This is a genomic window from Streptomyces sp. NPDC012769 (assembly GCF_042901205.1).
In the GTDB taxonomy this organism is placed as follows: domain Bacteria; phylum Actinomycetota; class Actinomycetes; order Streptomycetales; family Streptomycetaceae; genus Streptomyces.
Genome location: NZ_JBIBCP010000003.1, coordinates 200,576 through 224,721, shown reverse-complemented (window position 1 = coordinate 224,721; position 24,146 = coordinate 200,576). Strand labels below are relative to the sequence as shown.

Here is a 24,146-nt window from a genome sequence, read left to right as displayed (position 1 = left end):
GCTTCACCAACCGATGTCCCTCAGCTACCGGGGCCTGATCACCGCGCACCACGCGCGGACGGAGGAAACCACCCGATGAAGTTCACCGACGGCTACTGGCTGATGCGTCCCGGAGTGACCGCGCGCTACGCCACCGAGGTCGCGGAGGTCCGGGCCGACGAGCACCGGGTCACCCTCTACGCGCCGGTGAAGCAGGTGCGCGGCCGTGGCGGCATGCTCAACAGCGCGCTGCTGACGGTCGAGTGCTGGTCGCCGGCCGAGGGCGTGATCGGGGTGCGTGCCACCCACCACGCCGGCTCGGTGCGCCGGGGGCCGGAGTTCGCGCTGCCCGGCGCGCGGCCGGATGTGGGCAAGGTGCGCCGGGACGGCGCGATCGTCGAGCTCGACGCGGGTGAGCTGTCGCTGCGGGTGGACACCTCCGAGCCGTGGCACCTGGAGTTCTCCGCCGGCGGCCGGGTGCTGACCTCCGTGGGCGAGCGCGGCACCGGCTTCGTCACCGACGCCGCCGAGCGTCACCACATGCTGGGCCAACTCGCCCTGCATGTCGGCGAGCTGGTGTACGGACTCGGCGAGCGGTTCACCCCGTTCGTCAAGAACGGGCAGTCCGTGGACATCTGGCAGGCGGACGGCGGCACCAGCAGCGAGCAGGCGTACAAGAACGTCCCCTTCCATCTGACCAGCCGCGGCTACGGCGTCTTCGTCAACCACCCCGGCAAGGTGAGTTACGAGGTCGGCTCCGAGGCGGTCGGCCAGGTCCAGTTCAGCGTCGAGGACCAGACCCTGGAGTATTTCGTCATCCACGGCCCCACCCCCAAGCAGGTCCTGGAGCGTTACACGGCCCTGACCGGCCGCCCCGCGCTACCGCCCGCCTGGGCACTCGGCCTGTGGCTGACCACCTCCTTCACCACCGACTACGACGAGGCCACCGTCAACCGCTTCGTCGACGGCATGGCCGCGCACGGCATCCCGCTGAGCGTGTTCCACTTCGACTGCTTCTGGATGCGCGCCTACCAGTGGTGCGATTTCGTCTGGGACTCCGACACCTTTCCCGACCCGAGCGGCATGCTGACCCGCCTGAAGGAGCGGGGGCTGCGGATCTCCGCCTGGATCAACCCCTACATCGCACAGAAGTCGGCCCTCTTCGAGGAGGGCGTGCGCGAGGGCCACCTGGTGCGCCGCCCGGACGGAAGCGTGTGGCAGTGGGACCTGTGGCAGCCCGGCATGGCACTGGTGGACTTCACGAACCCCGCCGCCCGCGCCTGGTACACCGACAAGCTCCGCACCCTCCTCGACACGGGCGTGGACTGCTTCAAGACCGACTTCGGCGAGCGCATCCCCACCGATGTCGTCTGGCACGACGGCTCCGACCCCGAGCGGATGCACAACTACTACACCCACCTCTACAACGAAGCCGTTTTCGAGCTCCTGCGCGAGGTACGCGGTGAGGGCGAGGCGCTGCTCTTCGCCCGCTCCGCCACCGCCGGCGGCCAGCAGTACCCCGTCCACTGGGGAGGCGACTGCGAGTCCCACTTCAACGCCATGGCCGAGTCCCTGCGCGGCGGACTCTCCCTCGGCCTGTCCGGCTTCGGTTTCTGGAGCCACGACATCGGCGGCTTCGAGGGCACTCCCACCCCCGCCGTCTTCAAGCGCTGGGTGCAGTTCGGCCTGCTCTCCTCGCACAGCCGCCTGCACGGCAGCAAGTCCTACCGCGTGCCGTGGGACTACGGCGACGAGGCCGTCGAGGTCACCCGCGAGTTCACCCTGCTCAAGCACCGCCTCGCCCCCTACCTCCAGCGGGCCGCCCAGCAGGCCCACGCCACCGGTGTCCCGGTGATGCGCGCGATGGTGCTGGAGTTCCCCGACGACCCGGCAGCCGTCACCCTCGACCGGCAGTACATGCTCGGCGACGACCTGCTCGTCGCCCCGGTCTTCACCGACGACGGCACGGTCGACTACTACGTGCCCGAGGGCACGTGGACCAACGTCCTGACCGGCGCCCGGGTCACCGGCCCCCGATGGGTGCGCGAGCAGCACGGCTTCCACACCCTGCCGCTGCTCGCCCGCCCCGATTCCGTCATCCCGCTCGCCGCGGACGACCAGCGCCCGGTCTCCGCCTGGGCGGACGGCGTCGAACTACGAATCCACGCCTTCGCCGACGGGGCGCGGCGCACCGTCGTGATCCCGCGCACCGACGGCCCCGGGGAGACCGCCCGCTTCCATGTGCGCCGCACGGGCGACCGCCTCCACGTGACCACCGACAGCCCGCACCCCTGGCAGCTGCGGATCGGCAGCCCGAACGCGACGTCGCACACCCGGCCCGCCGGCACCTCGGAGGCCGACCTGCCGTACCCGGCCTGAACCCGCCGGTCGGACGGGGCCCCGCGGGGCCCCACCCGTGACGCCGCGTCCCTCCAGGGGATCCGAGCCCGGACGGGGTTCGGATCCCCTGGAGGATCGGTCATCCGGCGGTCAGGGTGGTCCACCTCTGGTTGGAGCCGTTGTGGCAGTCCCACAGCTGGAGCTGTGTGCCGTCGGCGGTGGAGGAGCCCGGGACGTCGAGGCAGCGACCGGAAGCGGGGTTGCGGTAGCCGCCGTTGTAGGGCTGCCATACCTGGTTGGCGCCGCCGTGGCAGGCCCAGAGCTGCACCTTGGTGCCGTTGGCGGTACCCCAGCCGGCGGCGTCGAGGCACTTGCCCAGGGAGCGCAGGGTGCCGTCGGTGTAGGCGGACCAGTACTGGTTGGCGCCGCCGCCGCAGCTCCACGTCTGGACGGCGGTCCCGTCGGCGGTGCCGGCGCCGCTGACGTCCAGGCACTTGCCGGTGACGCCGGACTGTACGCGTGCGGGGGCGGGGGCCGGATTCCTCAGCCATCCCGCGCCGTCCGCGGCCCGGACGCCGCGGTGGAAGGCGTCGGCCATCTTCCGGTAGCCCGCGTCGTCGGGGTGCAGGGCGTCGGCCAGGTCGGCCGTGGTCAGGGCGCTCATGTCGACGTAGGCGACGCGCTTGCCCGCGGCCTGTGCCTCGCTCACGATGCCGGGAATGGCCCGGTTGTAGGCGGCGCGGTGCTGCTCCTCGGATCCGCTGGTGGACACGACCAGGGAGGCGACGAGGACGGTGGCGTCGGGGGCGGCGGCGGTGACCTGGTTGACCAGGGACTTCAGCCGGGCGGTGGCGGTGGAGACCTGGTGGGAGCGGTTCAGGTCGTTGGTGCCGATGTGCAGCGTCACGACGTTGGGCCGGTAGCGGGTCAGCGAGGCGTCGGCGAGGGCGGCGATCTGCTCGATGAGGTAGCCGGAGTGGCCTTCGTTGTCGGGATCGGACATCGAGCCGGCCCGCCCCGTGCCCACGAAGTCCACCGGGTGGCCGTCCGCCGCGAGCCTGTCCCACAGCGGGCCCCGGTAGCCGTTGCCCGTACTGCTTCCCACGCCCCAGGTGATCGAGTCGCCCAACGGCATGACCCGTAGGGGCGTGTCGGAGGCGGCGGAGGCCGCACCCGCCGGGGTCGCCCCTGCCACCGTCACCCCGGTCACCCCGAGCGCGGCGGCGCATAGTGTGATCAGTGGGCGCATCCAGGACTTGCTCATGCGCTTTCCCTTCTCTCGTTACGGGAGCGTGGTCCACTTCTGCTTGTTCTGGCCGTTGCAGGTCCACAGGACGACGGGGGTCCCGTTGGCGGTGCCGGCCCCGTTCGCGTCGAGGCACAGACCGGCGTGGACGTTGCGCACCGACCCGTCGGCCTGCCTGGTCCACTTCTGGTTGTCCTGACCGTTGCAGGGCCAGATGACGACCGGCGTGCCGTTGGCGGTGCCCTGGCCGGCGGCGTCCAGGCACGTGTCGCCGTAGACGCGGATCTCGCCGCCGGCCCACGTGGTCCAGAGCTGGTTGGCGGCCGTGTGGCAGTCCCAGATCAGCGCCTTCGTCCCGGCCGCGGTGGAGGCACGGTCCACGTCCAGGCAGCGGCCCGACCCGGTGCCGCGCAGACGTGCGGTGCTGGCGGCCAGCGGGCTTCCCCCGGTCATCCGGAACACGGCGACTCCGTGCGCGGGCACGCTCGCGGAGATCTGGCCGGAGGTGGTCGACGTACCGCCGGTCCACAGGTCGGTGAGGGTGAACGACTGCCCGGCGAGGCCGACCTGCGCGGCCGTGGCGGTGATGGTCCTGGGGCTGCCTGCCCTGTTGAGCAGGCCCACGGCGACCGAGCCGTCGGACAGAGGCTTGGCGAACACCTCGGTGTCGCCGTCGTCGCGCACCCTGCGTCCGCCCGCCCCCAGCGCGTCCTGGTCGACGGCTATCAGTCGGGGGTTGCGCAGGATGGCGCTCACCTCGGCGGACATGGTGCGGATGTCGTTGCCGGCCATGAGCGGGGCGCCCAGCAGGGCCCACAGGGCGAAGTGGGTGCGGGACTCGGTCAGGGAGAGGCCAGGGCGGCCGACGACCAGCATGTCGGGGTCGTTCCAGTGCCCCGGACCCGACTGCGCGGCCAGTGGTGCGGTGACGTCGAGAACGTTGCCGACGCCCATGGGGTAGCTGTTGGTGTTGGTGTTCTGCCAGATGTCGAGCAGGTCTTCGGTCGTCCGCCACAGGTCGGCGACCTCACCCCAGTCGTAGCTGGCGCCGGTGGGGGCATGGAAGCTGTTGGGGTTGATGCTGTAGACGATCGGGCGGCCGGTCGCGCGCAGGGCGTCGCGCATGAGGGTGAACCGGGCGATCTGCTCGCTGAGGGTGCCGCTGCCGGAGCACCAGTCGTACTTGAGGTAGTCCACGCCCCAGGAGGCGAACGTGGCGGCGTCCTGCCTCTCGTGTCCCTTGCTGCCCGTGGAGCCGGGGTAGGTGCCGACGCCCTGGGCGCACGTCTTCTCGTTGGGGGCCTGGTAGATGCCGAACTTCAGGCCCTTGCCGTGGATGTGGTCCCCGAGCGCCTTCATGCCGCTGGGGAACTTGGTGGGGTCGGCCCGCAGGTTGCCGGCCGCGTCACGCTGCGGGTCGAACCAGCAGTCGTCGACCACCACGTACCGGTATCCGGCGTCCCGCATTCCCGAGGACACCATCGTGTCGGCGGCCTGGCGGACCTGCGCCTCGGTGATCCCGCATCCGAAGCTGTTCCAGCTGTTCCAGCCCATCGGCGGGGTGAGCGCCGGGCTGCCGGGCGCCGCCTCGGCGCTCGTGTGGGCGGTGGCGGTGGTGGTGGCGGTGCTAGTGGTAGTGACGCAGGCGGCGAGCGTCAGCGCGGCGGCCGCGAGGAGGCGCGGTAATCGTCGGTACGGGGGAACCACGGGGTTCTTCCTTCCTGGCCCGCACGGCGTGGGCCGCAGTGCGGGCCGGATCGGGGAGGGCATGAGCCGGTGCTCGGGTGCCCGCGGGGTTCAGCGCTGGAGGGTGAGCAGGCCCGGCCGGTACGGCAGTCGCTGGTAGGGGGTGTCCTGAGGTGTGGCGGGGTCGTAGCCCTGGTAGAGGAACTGCAGGTTGCAGGGGTCGACGGTCATGGTCTGGTCGGCGTTGACGCGGATCAGGTCCCCGTGGCTGATGTCGTCGGTCCAGGTGGCACCGCTGTTGGCCTTGCCCGCGAAGGGGCTGCTCTCGCTGCCGGCCTGGAGGGTCCACGGACCGTTCAGGCCGGAGGCGGTGAACGAGCGGAAGTAGCGGTCCTCGTTCGCTCCCCGGGCCTCGACGATCATGAGGTACTGGTTGCGGCCCTGGACCTTGTAGACCTCCGGCGCCTCGAACAGGTTCTTCGGGGTGTCGCTCATGACCGTCGTGTACGACGAACCGAAGCTGCCCGGGAAGTTCCCGATCGGCATGGCCGACTGGTAGATCTTGCCGTTGTCGTCGGCGAAGAACAGGTACATGTTCCGGTCGTCGCCGATCAGGGTCGGGTCGATGGGGCCGGACTCGGGAAGGCCGCCGGTGAACAGCGGCTGCGGGGCGGACCAGCCGTTGGGATCGGTGGGGTCGCTGGACGTGCGGTAGGCGAACGGCCAGGCGGTGCCCCACCCGTTCGACGCCAGGACCCAGATGTTCTTGGGTGCGAAGTAGAACAGCTTGGGCGCCACCGCCAGGCCCTGGTTCATCCCGGTCTGGCTGGCCGTCTCCATGTCCGCCCAGTCGGTGAAGGGACGGAACGCCATCGTGCCCCACGACGAACCGTCGGACGTGGTCGCGTAGACCAGGTTCTGGCCGTTGTACGGCACGGTCGTGAAGTCCTTCAGCGCGCTCCACCCGTTCGCCGGTCGGGCCAGCGGGCCGGTCGAGGTCCACCGGTACGTCGACGGGAGGGAACAGGCGTCGCCCGGTCCGGACAGGCCGGTCCACTTCTGGTTGGCGCCGCCGTGGCAGTGCCACAGCTGCACCGCGGTGCCGTTGGCCGCGCCACCGCCCGACACGTCCAGGCACAGGCCGGACTCGGCGGCGACGATCGTGCCGTCGGCGCCGACCCTCCACCGCTGGTTCGTACCGCCGTGACAGCTCCATATCACCGGCCGGGTCCCGGCCGTGGTGGCGTGGCCCGGAACGTCCAGGCACTTGCCGCCGTACACGGTCAGCCGGTTGTCGTCCGTCAGCGTCCACCGCTGGTTGGTCCCGCCGTGGCAGTCCCAGATCTGCAGGTTCGTGCCGTCGGCCTGGCCGGCTCCCGGCACATCGAGACACCGGCCGGATCCGACACCCCGCAAGGCGCCGCTGGTGGCCGCGTGGGCCGGTCCGGCGACGAGCATCGCCGCCAGCGAGACCAGCGCCGCGAGCACGGCGGGGAGCGCCAGGAACCGATGTCCCCGGCGGATTCGGCGTCTGCGCATAGTGACCTCCCACATCCTTGATTCAGTGGTTCGAGCGCCCGGGCCCGGAACCGGGGCCCTTTCGGGGCGCGGTGGGCATGAGGTGCCGGTGAAACACGCGCCCTCCGGGCCCGACCGGTCCGTGTGGTCGACCGCCGCAACGAGGAGCTGATTGTTCGAAATTACGAACAGCGTGCGATACCTCGTGCAGAAGATAGATTCGGCCCGAGGTGCCGTCAACGTTTCCGACGAGTTTCGTTCCGGCGTTCGGCACCCCGACCGGATCGCGAACTCGCGGAGCCGCCACAGACGTTGACCTTCGTACGGGATGCCGTTTACGTTCAGCGTCGGCGTCGGGCCGTCGGCCTGTTCGGGATGTCGGCTGTTCGAGGTACGGGGGCCATCCCTCCCCCCGGGACGCCCAGGATCACTTCCCCCCGGCCCGTCACCGCCGCGTCGGACCATCGGCAGGCCTTCCCGTCCATGGGACGGCTGTCACGCCACCGCCGTGTCCGCAGCGAGGGGTGCTCGACGTGCCGGGGTCCTCGACGGAGGACGGAGCGGCGGTCGTTCGGATGACCGCCGACGGCCGTGGCGCGACGTCGGGCGTCAGGGACCGGACCATCGCTCTCTCGTCATCGAAAGGTGCACGATGTCCTTCTTCATCAGCAGACGGCGCCTCCTGCAGGTAGCCGGGGCCACGGCCGCGGGAACCTTCATGGGCGCACCTCCCGCGAGGGCGGCCGTTCCTCCCGCAAGGGCCGACTCAGGGGTCTCGGCGCACCCCTTCGCACTCGGCCGGGTCCGGCTCACCGCAAGCCGATGGCTGGACAACCAGAACCGAACCCGGAACTACCTGCGGTTCGTCGACGTCGACCGGCTGCTGTACAACTTCCGCGCCAATCACCGGCTCTCCACCGGCGGCGCCGCCCCCAACGGTGGCTGGGACGCACCGGACTTCCCCTTCCGCACCCACGTCCAAGGGCACTTCCTCACGGCCTGGGCGCAGCTGTACGCCGTGACCGGGGACACCGTCTGCCGGGACAAGGCCACCTCCATGGTCGCGGAGCTGGCCAAATGCCAGGCCAACAACGGCGCCGCCGGTTTCACCACCGGATACCTCTCCGGCTACCCCGAATCCGACTTCACCGCTCTCGAACAGCGGACCCTGAGCAACGGCAACGTTCCGTACTACACCCTCCACAAGACCCTCGCCGGTCTGCTGGACGTATGGCGCCACATCGGCAGCACACAGGCCCGCGACGTGCTGCTGGCCCTGGCCGGATGGGTCGACCGGCGCACCGGCAGGCTGAGCGGCCAGCAGATGCAGGCCATGCTCCAGACCGAGTTCGGCGGCATGAACGCCGTGCTGACCGACCTCTACCAGCAGACGGGCGACGCGCGGTGGCTCGCCGTCGCCCAGCGGTTCGACCACGCCGCGGTGTTCGCCCCCCTGGCGTCCGGCCAGGACCGGCTCAGCGGACTGCACGCCAACACCCAGGTGCCCAAGTGGATCGGGGCCGCCCGGGAGTACAAGGCCACCGGCACGACCCGCTACCGGGACATCGCCACCCACGCCTGGAACCTCACCGTCGACGCGCACACCTACGCCATCGGCGGCAACAGCCAGGCGGAGCACTTCCGCGCCCCGAACGCCATCGCCGGCCACCTCAGCAAGGACACGTGCGAAAGCTGCAACACCTTCAACATGCTCACCCTCACCCGGGAGCTGTTCGCGCTGGACCCGGACAGGGTCGCGCTGTTCGACTACTACGAGCGGGCGTGGCTCAACCAGATGATCGGCCAGCAGAACCCGGCCGACGACCACGGCCACGTCACCTACTTCACTCCGCTCAATCCGGGAGGCCGGCGCGGAGTGGGCCCGGCGTGGGGCGGCGGCACCTGGAGCACCGACTACGGCACCTTCTGGTGCTGCCAGGGCACGGGCCTGGAGATGCACACCAGGCTGATGGACTCCCTCTACTTCCGCAGTGACGACACGCTGATCGTGAACCTGTTCGTGCCCTCGGTGCTCACCTGGCCGGAGCGCGGAATCACGGTCACCCAGACCACGGCATACCCCGTCAGCGACACCACGACCCTGCAGGTCACCGGCAACGTCGGCGGCACCTGGACCATGCGCGTCCGTATCCCGGGCTGGACCGCCGGGGCCACGATCAGCGTCAACGGCACGCGACAGAACATCGCCACCACCCCGGGCGGCTACGCCGCCCTGACCCGCTCCTGGACCTCCGGCGACACGGTCACCGTCCAGCTGCCCATGCGGGTCATCCTGCGAGCGGCCAACGACAACCCGAACGTCATCGCGGTCACCTACGGCCCGGTGGTCCTCTCCGGCGACTACGGTGACGCCTCGCTCAGCTCCCTCCCGACGCTGGACACGTCGTCGATCACACGGGCCGGCAGCAGTTCGCTCGCCTTCACCGCCACCGCCGACGGCTCCCCCGTCCGCCTGGGCCCGTTCCACGACGCGCACGGCCACAACTACACCGTCTACTGGAACACCAGCGGCACGGTCCGGCTCGCCAACGTGGGCAGCGGTCTCGTGCTGGGCATCCAGAACATGTCCACGGCCGACGGTGGCCGCGCTCTGCAATGGAACGACTCGGGCACCGCCGACCACGACTGGCACATGATCGCCGACGGAGACGCGGTCCGCTTCCGCAATGCCCACAGCGGCAAGGTGCTCGGCGTCTCGAACATGTCGACGGCCGACGGGGCGGCCGTCCTGCAGTGGTCGGACAACGGCACCGCCGACCACCGATGGACGCTGCTCGACCAGGGCGACGGAACCTACCGGATCCGCAACGAGAACAGCGGAAGATTTCTCGCCATCGCGAACGACTCCACCGCTGTGGGTGCGTTCGCGGTCCAGGACTCCGACGACGGCACGGCCGACAACCGGTGGCGCATCGTGAGGAACTAGCCGGCCGAGGATACGCATCCCCGCCGGCTTCCCTCCTCCACAGCGTTCGACCTTTCGGCCTTCGTTCGACATCGACAACAGATCTGCTCCCGCGACGGCGGTAGCCGGCGCACGTTGAAGCGCTTCACTGACAACTTCGGCCGCAGCCCCAGGCATTGACACCACACTCGTGCGATGAAACCGTCGAAGCGCTTCACCACCCGGTCATCCCCAGCCGGACGGGATTCCAGAAAGGACACCGTCATGTCCCGGAAGTCCACGAAGAGAAGCGTCACGGATGTACTGACAGCCCTGCTGACGGCGATCTCGTCGCTGATCGCGGCGCTCGTACTGACCGCCACCTCGGCCACCACCGCGTCGGCCGCGTCGGCCGCGTCGGCCGCGTCACTGACCGAGGTGACCGGCTTCGGCAGCAACCCCGGAAACCTGCGGATGTACGTCTACAGGCCCGACAACGCTCCGGCACGCCCGGCCGTGGTGGTGGCAGTGCACTACTGCACCGGCACGGGGCCCACCTTCTACACCAACACGGAGTTCGCCCGCCTGGCCGACCAGTACGGGTTCATCGTCGTCTACCCGGACGCGAACGTCAGCGGGCAGTGCTTCGACGTCTCCTCGCCCCAGGCGCTCAAGCACGACGGGGGCAGTGACCCCACGAGCATCGCCCAGATGGTCCGGTACACCCTGCGGAACATGAACGCCGACCCCGGCCGGGTCTACGTCACCGGCGCCTCGTCCGGCGCGATGACGACCAATGTCATGCTCGGCTCCTACCCCGACCTGTTCAAGGCCGGTGCGGCGTTCTCGGGCGTGCCGTTCGGCTGCTTCGCCACCACCGACGGCTCCGGCTGGAACAGCGACTGCTCCACCGGCAAGATCAGTAAGACCCCGCAGGAGTGGGGCGACCTCGTCCGGAACGCCTACCCGGGGTACACCGGCCCGCGGCCGCGGATGCAGCTGTGGCACGGCACCGAGGACGACACGCTGTCCTACGCGAACTTCGGTGAAGAGATCAAGCAGTGGACGAACGTGCTGGGCGTGAGCCGGACCCCGGTGTTCACCGACTCCCCGCAGGCCAACTGGACCCGCACCCGCTACGGCTCCGCCGGCTCGCAGGCACCGGTCGAGGCGAACAGCTTCCAGGGGGTCGGGCACTCCCTGCCCGAAAGCGGCATGGCGGCCCGGGCCATCACCTTCTTCGGACTCGACGGCTCCGGGGGGACCACCACGGGCCCGGTCCGCGCCACCGGTTCCGGCAAGTGCCTGGACGTGCCCGGCGCTTCGCAGACCAACGGCGCCCAGACGCACATCTGGGACTGTCACGGCGGTACCAACCAGACCTGGACCAGCACGTCGACCCAGCGGCTCACCGTCTACGGCGGCGCGAAGTGCCTCGACGCGACCGGCACCACGGCCGGCGCCAAGGTCGCGATCTGGGACTGCCACGGTGGCACCAACCAGCAGTGGAACCGCAACTCCGACGGCACCATCACCAGCGTCCGGTCAGGCCTGTGCCTGGACGTGGCCGGTGCCTCCACCGCCAACGGCGCACTGGTCCACCTGTGGAACTGCAGCGGCGGCAGCAACCAGCAGTGGCGCCTCGGCTGACACCGCCGCCCAGGGCCTGCTCCGATCTGCGGGTTGCCGACGCGAGTACTTCGATGACCGTATGCCGACCCGGAACCATCGACGACGCGCACCTCCCCGCCGTTCCCTCCCGATGGTTTCCGAAAGCTGGGGATGTCATGCAATTGTCACGCCGTGGTGTTCTGATCTTGGGTGCGGCCGGCGCGGCCCTCGCCGGAGGCCTTCCCACGGACTCGGCCCGGGCCACCGAGGCGGGGACGGCCCGCCGAACGGACGCTTCCACGCGCACCGAGCGCCTGTACCTGTCCGGTGAGGACGCCGACCACCCGGTCGACTGGGGCTTCCTGTGCACCAGCGGGCGGCGCGGCGGCAGTTGGGGCAGCATCCCGGTCCCGTCCAACTGGGAGTTCCACGGATACGGCACCTACAACTACGGGTGGAACCTGCGCCCGGAGGAGAAGGGGCGCTACCGGCACACCTTCACGCCGCCCGCCCACTGGCGGGACAGGCGCGTCTTCCTCGTCTTCGAGGGATCGATGACCGACACCGAGGCGTGGATCAACGGCGAGCCGACCGGTCCCGTCCACCGCGGCGGCTTCTACCGGTTCCGGTACGAGGTGACGGGCAAGCTGCGTCCGGGCCAGGACAACCTCCTGGAGGTGACCGTCAGCAAGGAGTCCACCGACGACTCCGTCAACCGGGCCGAACGCCTCGGCGACTACTGGAACTTCGGCGGCCTCTACCGCCCCGTCCACCTGGAGGCGTTCCCGCACCGGCACATCGAGCGCATCGCCGTCGACGCTCGCGCCGACGGCACGCTGCGGATCGACGCCCACCTGTCGGGTACCGGATCCGCCGGCCGCCTCGTCGCCCGGGTCACCGACCTCTCCGGGCGCCCGGTCGGCGCCCCGTTCACCGCGGCCGTCGCTCCCGGCGACACGACGGTCACCCTCAGGACCGCTGTCGACGCCCCCCGTCCGTGGACGGCGGAGACCCCGCACCTCTACCGCGTCGAGGTCGCACTCCGCTCCGCCGACGACCGCACCGTTCACCGCGTCGACGAGAGATTCGGCTTCCGCACCGTCGAGGTGCGCCCCGGCGACGGCGTGTACGTCAACGGCGTCAAGGTCATCCTCAAGGGAGCCAACCGGCACACCATCTGGCCCACCTCCGGCCGGGCCACCAGCGCGCGCATCAGCCGCAAGGACATCCTCCTGATGCGGGAGATGAACATGAACGCGGTCCGGATGTCCCACTACCCGCCGGACACGCACTTCCTCGACCTCGCCGACGAACTCGGGCTCTACGTGCTCGACGAACTGGCCGGCTGGCAGAAGTCGTACGACGAGGCGGCGGGCAGACCCCTCGTCGCCTCGACGGTCACCCGTGACGTCAACCACCCGTCGATCCTGTTCTGGTGCAACGGCAACGAAGGCGGCTGGAACACCGCCCTCGACGCCGACTACGCCCGCCACGACCCCCAGCGGCGCGCCGTTCTCCACCCCTGGGCGAACTTCGGCGGCATCAACACCGACCACTACGAGACGTACGACAGCACACGCCGCATCCTCCAGGAACGGGGGGACGTCTTCATGCCCACCGAGTTCCTCCACGGCCTCTACGACGGCGGCGCCGGGTCAGGGCTCGACGACTACTGGAAGCTGATGGGCCGTGAACGGCTCTCCGCCGGAGGCTTCCTGTGGTCGCTGATCGACGAGGGCATCGTGCGGGACGACCTCGGCGGCAGGATCGATGTGGCGGGCAACGCCGCACCCGACGGCATCCTCGGCCCCTTCCGTGAGAAGGAGGCCAGCTTCTACACGATCAAGGACATCTGGTCGCCCGTGCAACTCGCCGAGCCGGAGCGGTTCGCCTCCGGCCTGCCGGACGACTTTGACGGGCGGATCCACCTCACCAACCACTACGCCTTCACCAACACCCTTATGTGCCGGTTCACTTGGCGGCTTGTGGACTTCCGCACCCCGGCGCAGCGGCGGGACGGCCACACGGTGCGCGCCGAAGGTACCGCGTCCGCTCCGGACATCGGGCCCGGCGCGCGAGGAGTGCTGCGCCTGCCCCTGCCGTCCGGCTGGCGACGCGCCGACGCCGTGGCGCTCACCGTCACCGACGCCGACGGCCGCGAGATCCGCAGCTGGACCTGGCTCCTCAGACCCGCCGCCGAGCAGGCCCGACGGCTGGTACGGACGGGACCGGGGCCGGCCGTACGCGGCCGGCTCGCGGACGACAGGCTCACCCTCACATCCCGCCACACCACGGTCACGCTCGACGCCACGACGGGCATGCTGGCCGGCGTCACCCACCGGGGGAGGGACTTCGCGCTGTCCCGCGGGCCGCTGCCCACCACCGGAACGGCCGACCTCGTGCGCCTGGCACACGGGCCCGACGGCCACGGCTACACGGTGGAGGCCGAGTACTCCGGCGTCCTGCGCCACGTCCGGTGGCGTCTGCACCCCAGCGGCTGGCTGCAGCTGGACTACCGCTACCACCTCACCGGCGACCACGACTTCTTCGGCGTCGGCTTCGACCATCCCGAACCGCAGGTGACCGGCGTGACATGGCTCGGCCACGGACCTCACAGGGTATGGAAGAACCGGCTGCGCGGCGTCGCGACGGACGTCTGGACGAAGCAGTACAACGACACCGCGACCGGGGCCGACGGCTGGGAGTACCCGGAGTTCAAGGGCTACCACGCCGACGTCCGCTGGGCGTCCCTGCACACCACGGCCGGACGCATCACGGTCGTCTCCGAGGACGAGGACCTCTACCTGCGTCTCTTCACCCCCCGGTTCGGGCCCGACCCCCGCCACACCGCGCCGCCCTTCCCGAAGGGAGATCTGTCGTTCCTCGACGCCATCCCGGCGATCGGCACCAAGTTCGACCCGCCGGCCGCGCTCGGCCCCAGCGGCGCCCCCACCACGGCGACGGGCGACTACGGCCGAACCCTGTACTTCTGGTTCTCGCAGTAGCACCTCCCCTCGCACCGACGAGTGCCCCGATCGGGACCGGCTTTCCCGTGCCGGCCCGTCGGGACCTAAGCGCGGTCCCGGCCGGCTGAGGCGTCGTGCTCCTCGCCGGCGGCCGGTTCGTCCTCGGTGTCCGGCACTCCGGAGGAAGGGAGCAGTTGCGGAATGCCGTCGACGATCGGATAGCGGCGGCGCAGGCGCGGGTTGTAGAGAGCGCCCCCGATCTCGTCGAGGATCAGCGGCCCCTTGTCGAGCGGGCAGGCGAGGATCTTCAGCAGCGGGTTGTCAGGCTTCATGGCCGGGTTCCTTCGGAAGTGGGGGTGTCCGCGTCGTGTCGTGGCAGGGTGAGCAGGACCGTCAGTGCGAGCACGGTGCCGCCGAGACGCAGTAACAGCCGCAACGAGTCCTCGGGCAGCGGCTCGGCGAACGCGATCGTGCCGCTCACGATGGTGAACACGCAGGTCACCGTCGAGCACACCGGAACGATCAGTGAGGCCCGGCAGCGCTGGAGCGCGGTCTGCGACAGCACCAGTCCGCTGACCCCTGTCAGCAGGAGGAGGTACGGGTACGGGGAGGCGAGCAGGGCGGGCACGGAGCCCAGGAGGTCCGAGGTGTCCAGACGGCCCGAGACGCCCTTGATGGCGAGCGAGCTGACGCCGTAGATCAGACCGACCGCGACCGCGTAGGCCACTCCTGTGGTCGGCTGCCGATGGCGCCGGCGGGCGCGCCGCTCCGCGGCCGAGTAGAGCAGCAGCCCGGCCGCGAGGGTCGGCACGCACAGGACCAGCAGGATGCCCGTGGGCGCGCTGCGGCTGATCTCCTCGCTGGTCCCGTACAGCGAGGCCACCACCATCACCAGCGCCAGACCGATGACGGCCACCGCGCGTCGCTCACGGCCGGAGGGGCGCTCGCCGAGCACCACCGACGAGAGCACCAGCAGGAGGACGAGCCCGGACAGGAACAGGCCTTGGGCGGCGGCGATCGGCAGTGTGCGGTAGACGGCCAGCTGCGCGGCGAACCCCAGGGCCAGCGCCATGGCCCCACAGATCCACAGGGGCCTGCGGGCCAGCAGGATCAGGGCCCGGCCCGGCTGTGCGGCGCTCAGCGGCGGCATGCCGGCGAGCGCCCGCTTCTCCAGGACGAAGCCGGTGCTGTACAGGACGTTCGCCACCAGCGCGGCGGCCACACCCCACACCACGGGCTACACCTTTCTCGCATGCACGAGGAGGATGGAGGCGAGGGACGGCACCCCGCAGGCCAGGCGGTCCAGCGGGCGGAGCGGGCGCGGCACTCCGTGGAACGGCGCACCGGCGACCGCCACCACCTCGAACCCGGACGCCGCCACGAACGCGCGCAGCGCGCGTGCCGTGTACAGCCGCAGATGGCCCACCACCTCGCTGCCCGGTCTGCCGTGGATGCGGCGCAGACTCACCTCGGAGAACACCGGCTGGACTCCGGCGAGCAGCAGAGCGCGGTTGTACCAGGCGGCGAGGTTCGGCGTCGAGAGCATCAGATGCCCACCGCGTCGCAGCACCCTGCGCAGTTCGTCGAGGGCACTGTCGGGGTCGACGAGGTGCTCGACGACCTCGCTGAACAGCACGGCGTCGGCACTGCCGGAGGCGAACGGCAATCCACTGCCGGTCAGCTCGCCGCGGACGACCTGGCTCAGGCGCGGCGCCGCCCGGCGCAGCGCGTCCTGCGACCAGTCGATCCCCACGATGCGGTGCCCGGCCAGGACGCGGGCGGCGGTCGCGCCCGCCGAGCCGTCCCCGCAGCCGACGTCGAGCACGGTCGCGGCCGGGCGGCCGGGCCCGACGGGCCCGAGCGCATCGGCCAGCATCCGGGCCTGGCGCAGCGTGCGGGCTTCCCCGGAGGCGACGGGAACGGTGGGGTTCTCGTAGAAGTCCCGCAGCCCGGGAACCGGCCGGCTCGGCGAAGTCACCGCCGCCTCGGCCGGAGTCACCGCCGCCTCGGGTGACGTCCCGCTTTCTGTGGAGCCGCTGGTGGAGAGGGTCATGACGGCCTCGTGGGGTGGTCCTGGGTGGGAGGGACGTGCGCTCCGGACGGGGTGAGCGACGTCGTCAAAAGGCACTCCTCGAACAGGCCCACCAGGTCCGCACCGGCCGCGTCGCCGAGCAGCGCCCGCGACCAGCGCAGCGTCACATGCAGTCGCCCGCCGGTGGAAGCCGCCGCCAGGCTCAGCCCGCGCGGCATCCGCGCCGGTGCGGAGAACCACACGGCCGTCGCCCGGCCGGCGTCGCCGAAGTCCAGCGCGTACGGCACGCGTCCGATGTTGGTGACCAGTGCCGTCGACGCCCAGGGCGCCGCCGCCCGCCGTGCGCCACGGGTGAGCACGCCCCGGATGCCGACCGGGAGCAGCGGTGCGGTCAGCAGACTCGCCCCGGCGCCCATGGGGGCGCCCTGGGCCGACTTCAGCGCGCGGGTGCGCCGAGCGGTGCTGCGCAGCAGCCGGGCCACGGCCGCCGGGTCCGGCCGCTCACCGAGCAGCAGGTCCTCGTCGCGCGGGTCCTCGGAGGTCATGGCCACCTCGACGAGCCGGGTTCCGTTGCCCATCGGCATCTCCGTGCCGCGCGGCCGGTCGTCGACGGGCATCGTGATCCGTACCGGACCGGCCGGCCGGCCCTGCGAGACGTTCCAGCGGCCCACCATCAGTGATGCGGCGACCAGGAGTTGGTCGTTGACGGTCCAGGAAGGATGGGCTCCGGTCCGCGCCGCACGCCGCGGAACGGGCAGGTCCGCCTGCAGCATGCCGTTGCCCACGGCGCGGGCACGTACCGCCTCGGGGCGGGAGTCCGGTGCGACGCGTACGGGGCGCGCACGTACGGCGCGGCCGGTCCCGCTCGGAGCCGGACCCGAGCGCCCCGGCCGGACCCGCCCGGTGACGGGGAGGGCGTCCGCGCCGCCGTACTGTTCGGCGGTCGTGGCGAGCACCCGCAGCCCCGACGGCGCGTCGAGTGCCGTGTGATGCATCGTCAGCAGCAGCACGGTCCCGCTGTCGGCCTCGACGACTTCCAGGCGCATCGGCGGCGACAGGGTGAGTGGCGGACATGCGCTCAGGGCGCGGTCCCTGGCCCTGGCCAACGCGACGGGCCCCCGGCCCGCGAAGCTCACGGGGTCGCTGTCCGGTTCGCCGGTCAGCTCCCACGCGAAGGACCGCCGGTGCCGACGGCCGGGCACCTCCCGCATCAGCACCCTGGGGTGCGTCAGCAGCGCCCGCCGGAACGCGGCCCGCAGCCGTGCCTGGTCAACCCGTCCGGGCAGGTGGACCTCGATGTGCACGCTCTCCGGTTCGTCGTCGCTGAGGCAGTGCCGCGACACCTCGTCGACGGTCGGGAAGGGAATCCGGACCCTGCCGGGAGTGGGCGCGGTCCATGGCTCGCTCACGAGGGGCCACCGCCTTCCGGTCGCCGAAGGGGCGGCCCGGGACGGTGCCCGTCGCCCATGCTGCGCGGCCTGGCCGTGACCACCCGTCCGGCTTCCGGTGCGTCGGAATCGTCGTCGTCATGCCCGTCGCCATGCCCACGCCCGGCGGCCATCGACGTCGGCCGTACCGCCGTCACCAGTGCGGCGGACAGGGCCACCAGCGCGAGCACCTGCGCCAAGGCGCTGAACGAGCCCGCCCCCGTGGCGACCGGCTCTCCGGCGCCGAAGGCCGCGACCAGGCCCGCTCCGGCCATCGCCGCCGCCGCGGTCGGCACCAGCACGCCCGGCCGGAACCGTGCCGCCACGGCGAGTACGGGCACGATCAGGGCCAGTGGCCCCGCCGCCACCGCGACGACCGCGGTCAGCACGAACACACCGAGCAGCATCCCCGGGGGCGACGGTTCGGGCAGCTCCTCGCCGGTCCCACCCTCGTGGCGCCGACGGCCCACGAAGGCCAGGACGACGAGGGCGAGGAGCGCGAACGCACCGCCGATCAGGGCTGTCCGGTACGGACCGGAGGGCTCGAACTCCATGGTCACCGTGCCGGACGCGCCGGCCGGGATCACCCAGGCCTGCTGCCATCCGTCGAGGCGTACCGGCTTCAGCTCCTTGCCGTCCAGGGTGGCCTTCCAGCCGTCGTTGGCGTTCTCGTAGGTCCGCAGGTACGTGGCCTCGCCCGAGCCGGCCGACACCGAGACGGTCCGGCTGTCGTCGGTCCACCGGGTGACGGTGGCCTCGCGACCCGCCGCTCCGGCCAGTTCCCGCGGAGTGCCCCGGGTCAGCGTGACGTCGGTGATCGCCAGCGGGCCCGCGTCACCCGCCTCCACCTCGTGATCGCCGGGCGGAAGTTCCAGGGTGCCGTCCTTCTCCTCCCCCGCGCAGAGGGCGACGGTGACGGGGCGCCGCTCGGTGAGGTCCCGGACGAGTCCGGAGGCCTTCGTCTTGTGCAGGACACCGCCCACAGCGAGGTCCGGGCCCTGACCGCACGGCAGCGAGAAGCGCGCGGACGGCTTCGCCCGCGGCACCCGCAGGTCGGCGAGCGCCGGAACGTGTACCTCGCTCAGCCCGACCGGCAGCTGCAACTGCGCGTTCGCCACCGGGTTGTGGACGGTGAGCGGGGCGACCCTGCTGATGGTGATGTCCAGCCGGTTCGTGTCGATCGCCGGGAAGCGGACCCGTCCGTTCTCGTCGACGTCGGCCACCGCGGCGCCGTGCGGGGAGCTGATCATGACCTGCTCGGGCCGGGTGGACACCCCGCCCGCCGGCGCGAGGATGATCTCGTCGACCTTCCTCTTCCTGGGCCAGCTCAAGTGGACGACGGGCCGGTCGCCCGCTATCCACGCGGTCGTCAGATCACCGTCGACCAGGTTGCGAGCGCTGAGTTGTGCGCCGTTGGGGCTGATGGAGTCCACCCTGGCCGTCACCCGGTTCTTCGATCCGGGGGCGGAACGGTCGAGCAGTTCGTCCAGCGCCGCTCCGGGCACGGCGACGGCTCGCGCCGACACCTCGTACTCGCCCGGTTCCCCGGTGCTGAACCGCCGGTGCAGTCCCACCTCGGCCGATACGGGCGACAGGCCGCCGGCGTCGGTGCCGCGGCGGAGGGAGTACACGCTCGCCGCCGCGTCGGTGCGCTCGGCGTCGGCAGGCAGCGCCAGCATGCGCGTCACCTGCACGTTCGGGATCGACACCTCGGAGAATCCGGCCCCGGAGAGGCCCGGGCGCGCCTGCTGCGCGCCGACGATGGTGATCTTCATCCAGGAGGCCTCGCCGGCAGGAGCCTTGACGGTCTGCGGCAGGCCGTTCGTCTGGAGGGGGCTGTCGGCCGAACCACGGTCGGTCTCGATCCGCACCGCCGTGGGCGCCGCGCGCATCGCGTCGCCCGGCAGGGGCGTGAGTCGGAGGGAGGCGGGCACGGCGGTCGGCCGGGAGAACTCCACCCTGAGCCACTGTCCGGCCGGCTCACCCGGGCTGCCCTCGGCCCACGCGGTGTCCGGGTTGCCGTCGAAGGCGTTCACCGGGTCGTACTGCGGCAGGTGGAACAGCCAGTTCCCACTGCTGGAGGCCGTCACGGCCTCGGCGCCGCGCAGCACCGCCGTCGTCTGATGATCGGTGCCCTCCGCCGGCAGGATCTGCTTGGGCTGCTCACCCGGGTTCTGCAGGCTGCCGGAGTGATTGCGCTCGTTCGCGGTGTACGTGTACGAGGTGTTGTTGTTGACCAGGCCGAACCGGGTGTCGGCTCGACGCAGCCCGTCCGCGACCGCCTTCACCGGTGCGACGAGGCCCTCGGGAAGCCTGTCGCCGGCCAGTACGGCCGGCCGGTCGGTCATCGAGGGATCGGCGGACAGCTGGAGCAGCGCCTCGGGCCCGCCACTGACCACGGCCGTGTCGGCCACGGCCGAGAGACCGACCCTGTCGGGCCGCGCGTCGCGGTCCCGCGGTTCGTAGATCTCCACGGCCTGGAGCCGCGGGTAGAGCCCCTGCACCTGGAGCGGGGTGTCGGCGGCGATGCGTCCACCGGTCACCAGCGGGCCGAACCCGGTGACCTTGCGGTAGCCGGACGACTCCAGGGTCCGCTTCACCGTCTGCGGCGGGACGTAGCCGATCTGGTCGGGGTCGAGGTCGTTGCGGACGACCACCTCGTGCATGCCGGCCCGTGCCAGGTACGCCTGGAGGCCCGGAACCTCGGAGCCCGACAGCAGCGCCTGCTCGACGGCGTCCGTCATACGGCGTGCGCCGGGAGTACCGAAGGGGACGAAGTCACGCTGCGCCCAAGGGGTCTCGGCCAGGACGTCGAAGGGCTGGTCGATGGGGGATCCCCAGGTGTAGATGCCGTGCGCCGTCGCCGGTACGACCAGTGCCCGGCTGTTCGGGGCGTTGTCCTCGAGCCAGTCGGCGGCCTTGTCCCAGTGGGTGGGAAGTCTGGTGAACGCCCCGGGCTGCAGGATCGAGCCGTTGACGTACGGCAGCGCCAGACCCGGCAGGACGAGTACGGCCACGGTCGCGGGTACCCAGCGGCGACCGCGCAGTGCGTGGGACCCCCGGCTCTCGGACAGCACGGCGGTCAGATGGGCCAGTCCGAGGGCGAGCGCGAGGGCAAGGCCCGGCTGGAACTTGTAGATGTTGCGGAACGGCTTCAGCGGCCCGTCCAGCCAGCCCTGGACGACACCGTGTAGCGGACCGCCGAAGGCTCCGCCGTACCCGGCGAGCGCGACCAGGACGACGGCCAGGACGGTCAGCATCAGCCAGCGGCGCTCCGGCAGGTCCCGCCGGGCCAGACCCGCGAGGCCGAGGGCCGCGGCGCACGCCGAACCGAGAACGGTGACGACGGAGGTCGCGACGGTCCAGCCGGCCGGCAGCCAGGCCTCACCGAAGTTCAGATAGGCCACCCAGTTGCCGGCGCCGCGCAGCAGCTCGGTCGCGGACATGGTGGCGGTGGTGGTGTCGGCCTGCTCCACGTACGGCATGAAGTTCTCGCCGTACATGCCGAGCAGGAGCAGCGGCACCACCCACCACACGGTGGCCAGGACGACGCCCGGTATCCACCAGCCGAGCAGCGCCCGCCGACGCCGGCCGGGCGGGCGGCTGAGCAGGTACAGGCCCACGGGCAGCAGCGCCGCCAGTGTCGAGGCGGCGTTCACGCCGCCCATGAAGGGGATCAGCAGGGCCGAGCGCGCGGCGGCCGTCCGGGGGCTCGCCTTCGCGGAGGTCAGCGGCAGCAGCACCCAGGGCAGCAGGGCGCCGGGCAGCGCGGCGGCGGAGGTCGATCCGATGACGATCGTGAAGGTGGGCCAGAGCGCGTAGACGACGGCACCGAGGACACGGGACGCGGGCGTCCCCACGGGCAGCCGTTCGGCGAGCCGGAGCGCGCCCCAGAAGGCGGCGGTCACGATGATCGACAGCCAGAGCCGTTCGGCCAGCCACACCGGCACCTGGAGGAGGTCCATGAGCGCGTAGTAGGGCAGTGCCGGGAAGGCGTAGCCGACGTACTGGTTGGCTATGCCTCCGAGGCCCACGTTGCCGTTCCACAGCGAGCCGAGGTCGCCGATGAAGCGCCAGGGGTCGAGGGCGACGCCGAGTTTGGTCTCGAACGTCATCTTCCCCGGTGACACCGCGAGGAACGACACCAGCACGACGGCCCAGAAGCCGAACAGCAGGCGTCGTCCGCGCGGTTCGCCGGACGCCTGCGACGGCGTCGGGCCGGGCTGCGGCACCCAGGTGGGCGCCTGGACCATGGTGGTCATGACCGTTCCTCGCTTCGCATGCGCATGGGCGTCGCCCTCACGGGCTTCGCCTGAGAATCAGCAGCAGATTCCAGGTGGCGATCTCGCGGAGTCCCGGCACCCGGGTGATCGTGCTCGCGAGGAACGGCCAGTAACGGGAGCGCGCCGTGACGACCTGCACGTCGTCGCGGGCACGGACGTGCCGAAGGGTGGGGCCGATGTGGACGGGGAAGAGGTTCTCGCCGAGCGTGTGCTTGGCCTGGCGGCCGGTGCGCCGTTCGTAGCGTTCGCGAGCCCGGTCGGCCCCGAGGTAGTGCCACGGCGCGGTCTCGTGACCTCCCCAGGGGGAGAGCCAGTTGGTGAACGACAGGTAGATCAGTCCGCCGGGGCGGGTGACCCGTGCCATCTCGCTGATGAAGGTCTGCGGATCCGACACGTGCTCAAGGACGTTGGACGAGAAGCAGACGTCCGCCGCCCCGTCGGCGAGCGGCAGCAGATAGCCGTCGGCGAGCACCGCGTCCTCGGTGACCGGGCCGCGGGCGCTCAGCTCCCGCAGGTCGGGCTCGAAGAGGTAGCTCTGCGCGCCACGGCGGCGGAACTCCTCGGTGAAGTGGCCGCTGCCGCCGCCGACGTCGACGACGATCTTGCCGGGCAGGTCGACATGGCGTGCCACCTGTGCGACCGAGTCGCGGGCCAGCAGGCTGTAGCACCGCTCGGGGTCGCTGGGCTCGCGCATGAACGCCCGGAAGAGGGCGGCCGACCGTCTCAGCGACGGATCCTTGAAGCCACGTTCGGCGATCTCAGCCATGGCCGCTCCTGCCGCGTCCCCGGAGGGCGGCGCGGGCCGCGGCCTCGGCGGCGACCTCCTGGAACTGACGGACCGTCGCGCTCCAGCGGAAGCGTGCGGCGCGCTGCGCGGCGGCACGTCCCATGGCCGCGCGCCGTTCGGTACTGAGGGACAGGGCGCACCACGCGGCGGCGAACGAACTCTCGCCCCGGGCGAGCACCCCGGTCTCCCCGTCCTCGACGGAGTCGCACAGGCCGGGGATGTCGAAACCGATCGCGGGGGTGCCCCGCGCGGCCGCCTCGGTGACGACCAGGCCCCAGCCCTCGACGAGGGAGGGGTGCAGCAGGAGCCACGCCTCGCACATCAGCCGGTGCTTCTCGGCCTCCGACACCCGCCCGGCGAACGTCACGGCGGGTCCGGCCATGGCTTCGAGCCGCTCCCGTTCGGGGCCGTCGCCGACGATGACGAGTCGGCCGCCGGTGACGGGGCGGACCCGCTCCCACAGCCTGAGGAGCAGGTCGATGCGCTTGTACTCGACCAGTCGGCCGACGGCCAGGAACAACGGCTCCTTCGCCTCGGGCAGCAGGGGGCCCGGGTCCTCGACGCCGTTGTGGACGATCCGGATGCGGTCCGCGGCCACGCCGATGCCGCGCAGCTCGGAGGCGGTGGACTCGGAGACGGCCACCATCAGGTTGTCGCGGTGCGTGCCTGCCAGTGCCCAGTGCTCCAGCCGGCGTCCGAGCCGTGCCGCCGGGCCCGGGTAGCGCATCTGCCAAAGATCCGTGTGTACGTGGTTGACCAGGCACAAGGTCGGTCCGCGGTGCCACAGCGGCGCGAGGTACGGCATGCCGTTGCACACCTCGACCAGCAGGTCGCAGTCGCCGACCTCGCGGGCGAAGGTCCCCCTGGCGCGCAGGAAGTGACCTGCGTCACCCCCCGCGGAGACCACCCGGTAGTCGCGTGCCGCGGCGGGGCCGCCGCATACGAGCGTGACCTCGTGGCCGCCGGCGGTCAGACCGTCGGCGATCCGGTCGATGAGCAGTTCCGAGCCGCCGGCGGCACGGTTGGCCACGTCGCGGCGGGCGAGGAAGGTGATCCGGCGCGGCAGAGGCGCCTGGGGGGCGTGAGCGGGAAGGGAGAGGGAGTCCTTCTGGCCGGAGGCCAGGGCGGACGCGCGCTGGGGCATAGAGGTGCTCCAACTGGGGGCTGCGGGACGCAGGCGGGTGGGGGGACGGCCGGGCTTCCGGGATGAAGCGCTGGGCTGGCTCGGTGTGCGCGTACAGCGGGGTGCGCGTACAGCGGGGTGCGCGTACAGCAGGGTGCGGGTGCTGCGGTTGCGGGTGCTGCGGTGCCGGACCCGGATGTGAGGGTGTCCTGTCCGACACCAGTACGGCGGGAGACCCTGGGG

14 protein-coding genes are annotated in these 24,146 nt (G+C 71.4%); 4 read left to right on the top strand and 10 right to left on the bottom strand.

What is annotated here, in order from left to right; all coding sequences use genetic code 11:
* Window positions 1-75: 75 nt before the first annotated feature.
* On the top strand, window positions 76-2,358 hold the full coding sequence (gene yicI / locus ACFY7C_RS16350; protein WP_389650087.1) for an alpha-xylosidase: 2,283 nt from the start codon (window positions 76-78) through the stop codon (window positions 2,356-2,358).
* A gap of 100 nt (window positions 2,359-2,458) precedes the next feature.
* On the opposite strand, the gene ACFY7C_RS16345 is transcribed toward yicI, so the two are convergent.
* The 3 genes from ACFY7C_RS16345 to ACFY7C_RS16335 form a co-directional block, all read right to left on the bottom strand.
* Window positions 2,459-3,583, bottom strand: coding sequence for a ricin-type beta-trefoil lectin domain protein (locus ACFY7C_RS16345; protein ID WP_389650084.1), 1,125 nt, complete (start codon window positions 3,581-3,583; stop codon window positions 2,459-2,461).
* An 18-nt stretch (window positions 3,584-3,601) separates the two neighbouring features.
* Window positions 3,602-5,272 carry a glycoside hydrolase family 27 protein gene (locus tag ACFY7C_RS16340; protein ID WP_389650081.1) on the bottom strand — a complete coding sequence of 557 codons (1,671 nt, stop codon included), beginning with the start codon at window positions 5,270-5,272 and terminating at the stop codon, window positions 3,602-3,604.
* 90 nt (window positions 5,273-5,362) lie between these two features.
* Window positions 5,363-6,790 (bottom strand): non-reducing end alpha-L-arabinofuranosidase family hydrolase, encoded by a 1,428-nt coding sequence (locus ACFY7C_RS16335; RefSeq protein ID WP_389650079.1) that lies wholly within the window; start codon window positions 6,788-6,790, stop codon window positions 5,363-5,365.
* Between the two features lie 631 nt (window positions 6,791-7,421).
* Here ACFY7C_RS16335 and ACFY7C_RS16330 point away from each other — a divergent pair.
* The 3 genes from ACFY7C_RS16330 (at window position 7,422) to ACFY7C_RS16320 (ending at window position 14,290) form a co-directional block, all read left to right on the top strand.
* Entirely contained in the window at window positions 7,422-9,716 is a 2,295-nt protein-coding gene (locus ACFY7C_RS16330) for a beta-L-arabinofuranosidase domain-containing protein (RefSeq protein ID WP_389650076.1), read from the top strand.
* Window positions 9,717-9,959: 243 nt separating this feature from the next.
* Window positions 9,960-11,324, top strand: coding sequence for a PHB depolymerase family esterase (locus ACFY7C_RS16325; RefSeq protein ID WP_389650073.1), 1,365 nt, complete (start codon window positions 9,960-9,962; stop codon window positions 11,322-11,324).
* 167 nt (window positions 11,325-11,491) lie between these two features.
* Window positions 11,492-14,290 carry a glycoside hydrolase family 2 TIM barrel-domain containing protein gene (locus tag ACFY7C_RS16320; protein ID WP_389650071.1) on the top strand — a complete coding sequence of 933 codons (2,799 nt, stop codon included), beginning with the start codon at window positions 11,492-11,494 and terminating at the stop codon, window positions 14,288-14,290.
* Between the two features lie 65 nt (window positions 14,291-14,355).
* Here ACFY7C_RS16320 and ACFY7C_RS16315 read toward each other — a convergent pair whose 3' ends face one another.
* Genes ACFY7C_RS16315 through ACFY7C_RS16285 form a run of 7 tightly spaced genes read right to left on the bottom strand, consistent with a single transcriptional unit; the run spans window position 14,356 to window position 23,924 of the window.
* Complete coding sequence (locus tag ACFY7C_RS16315) at window positions 14,356-14,583, bottom strand: Trm112 family protein (protein ID WP_389650069.1); 228 nt, start codon at window positions 14,581-14,583, stop codon at window positions 14,356-14,358.
* On the bottom strand, window positions 14,580-15,485 hold the full coding sequence (locus ACFY7C_RS16310; RefSeq protein ID WP_389650067.1) for a DMT family transporter: 906 nt from the start codon (window positions 15,483-15,485) through the stop codon (window positions 14,580-14,582). The genes ACFY7C_RS16315 and ACFY7C_RS16310 overlap by 4 nt, the downstream gene beginning before the upstream one ends.
* Before the next feature lie 3 nt (window positions 15,486-15,488).
* Window positions 15,489-16,304 carry a class I SAM-dependent methyltransferase gene (locus tag ACFY7C_RS16305; protein WP_389650065.1) on the bottom strand — a complete coding sequence of 272 codons (816 nt, stop codon included), beginning with the start codon at window positions 16,302-16,304 and terminating at the stop codon, window positions 15,489-15,491.
* Window positions 16,301-17,692: a condensation protein gene (locus ACFY7C_RS16300; RefSeq protein WP_389650062.1), complete on the bottom strand. Its 1,392-nt coding sequence runs from the start codon at window positions 17,690-17,692 to the stop codon at window positions 16,301-16,303. Before ACFY7C_RS16300 ends, ACFY7C_RS16305 begins: the two co-directional genes overlap by 4 nt.
* A complete protein-coding gene (locus ACFY7C_RS16295) occupies window positions 17,689-21,972 on the bottom strand; it encodes an alpha-(1->3)-arabinofuranosyltransferase family protein (RefSeq protein ID WP_389650060.1) in 4,284 nt (1,427 codons plus the stop codon). The genes ACFY7C_RS16300 and ACFY7C_RS16295 overlap by 4 nt, the downstream gene beginning before the upstream one ends.
* Before the next feature lie 37 nt (window positions 21,973-22,009).
* Window positions 22,010-22,759, bottom strand: a complete 750-nt coding sequence (locus ACFY7C_RS16290; protein ID WP_389650057.1) for a class I SAM-dependent methyltransferase — start codon at window positions 22,757-22,759, stop codon at window positions 22,010-22,012.
* Window positions 22,752-23,924 carry a glycosyltransferase family 4 protein gene (locus ACFY7C_RS16285; protein ID WP_389650053.1) on the bottom strand — a complete coding sequence of 391 codons (1,173 nt, stop codon included), beginning with the start codon at window positions 23,922-23,924 and terminating at the stop codon, window positions 22,752-22,754. The genes ACFY7C_RS16290 and ACFY7C_RS16285 overlap by 8 nt, the downstream gene beginning before the upstream one ends.
* Window positions 23,925-24,146 lie beyond the last annotated feature (222 nt).

Coding starts and splice junctions, on each gene's coding strand:
- yicI (WP_389650087.1), top strand. CDS start 76: ATGAAGTTCACCGACGGCTACTGGCTGATGCGTCCCGGAGTGACCGCG.
- ACFY7C_RS16345 (WP_389650084.1), bottom strand. CDS start 3,583: ATGAGCAAGTCCTGGATGCGCCCACTGATCACACTATGCGCCGCCGCG.
- ACFY7C_RS16335 (WP_389650079.1), bottom strand. CDS start 6,790: ATGCGCAGACGCCGAATCCGCCGGGGACATCGGTTCCTGGCGCTCCCC.
- ACFY7C_RS16330 (WP_389650076.1), top strand. CDS start 7,422: ATGTCCTTCTTCATCAGCAGACGGCGCCTCCTGCAGGTAGCCGGGGCC.
- ACFY7C_RS16325 (WP_389650073.1), top strand. CDS start 9,960: ATGTCCCGGAAGTCCACGAAGAGAAGCGTCACGGATGTACTGACAGCC.
- ACFY7C_RS16315 (WP_389650069.1), bottom strand. CDS start 14,583: ATGAAGCCTGACAACCCGCTGCTGAAGATCCTCGCCTGCCCGCTCGAC.
- ACFY7C_RS16305 (WP_389650065.1), bottom strand. CDS start 16,304: ATGACCCTCTCCACCAGCGGCTCCACAGAAAGCGGGACGTCACCCGAG.
- ACFY7C_RS16295 (WP_389650060.1), bottom strand. CDS start 21,972: ATGACCACCATGGTCCAGGCGCCCACCTGGGTGCCGCAGCCCGGCCCG.
- ACFY7C_RS16290 (WP_389650057.1), bottom strand. CDS start 22,759: ATGGCTGAGATCGCCGAACGTGGCTTCAAGGATCCGTCGCTGAGACGG.
- ACFY7C_RS16285 (WP_389650053.1), bottom strand. CDS start 23,924: ATGCCCCAGCGCGCGTCCGCCCTGGCCTCCGGCCAGAAGGACTCCCTC.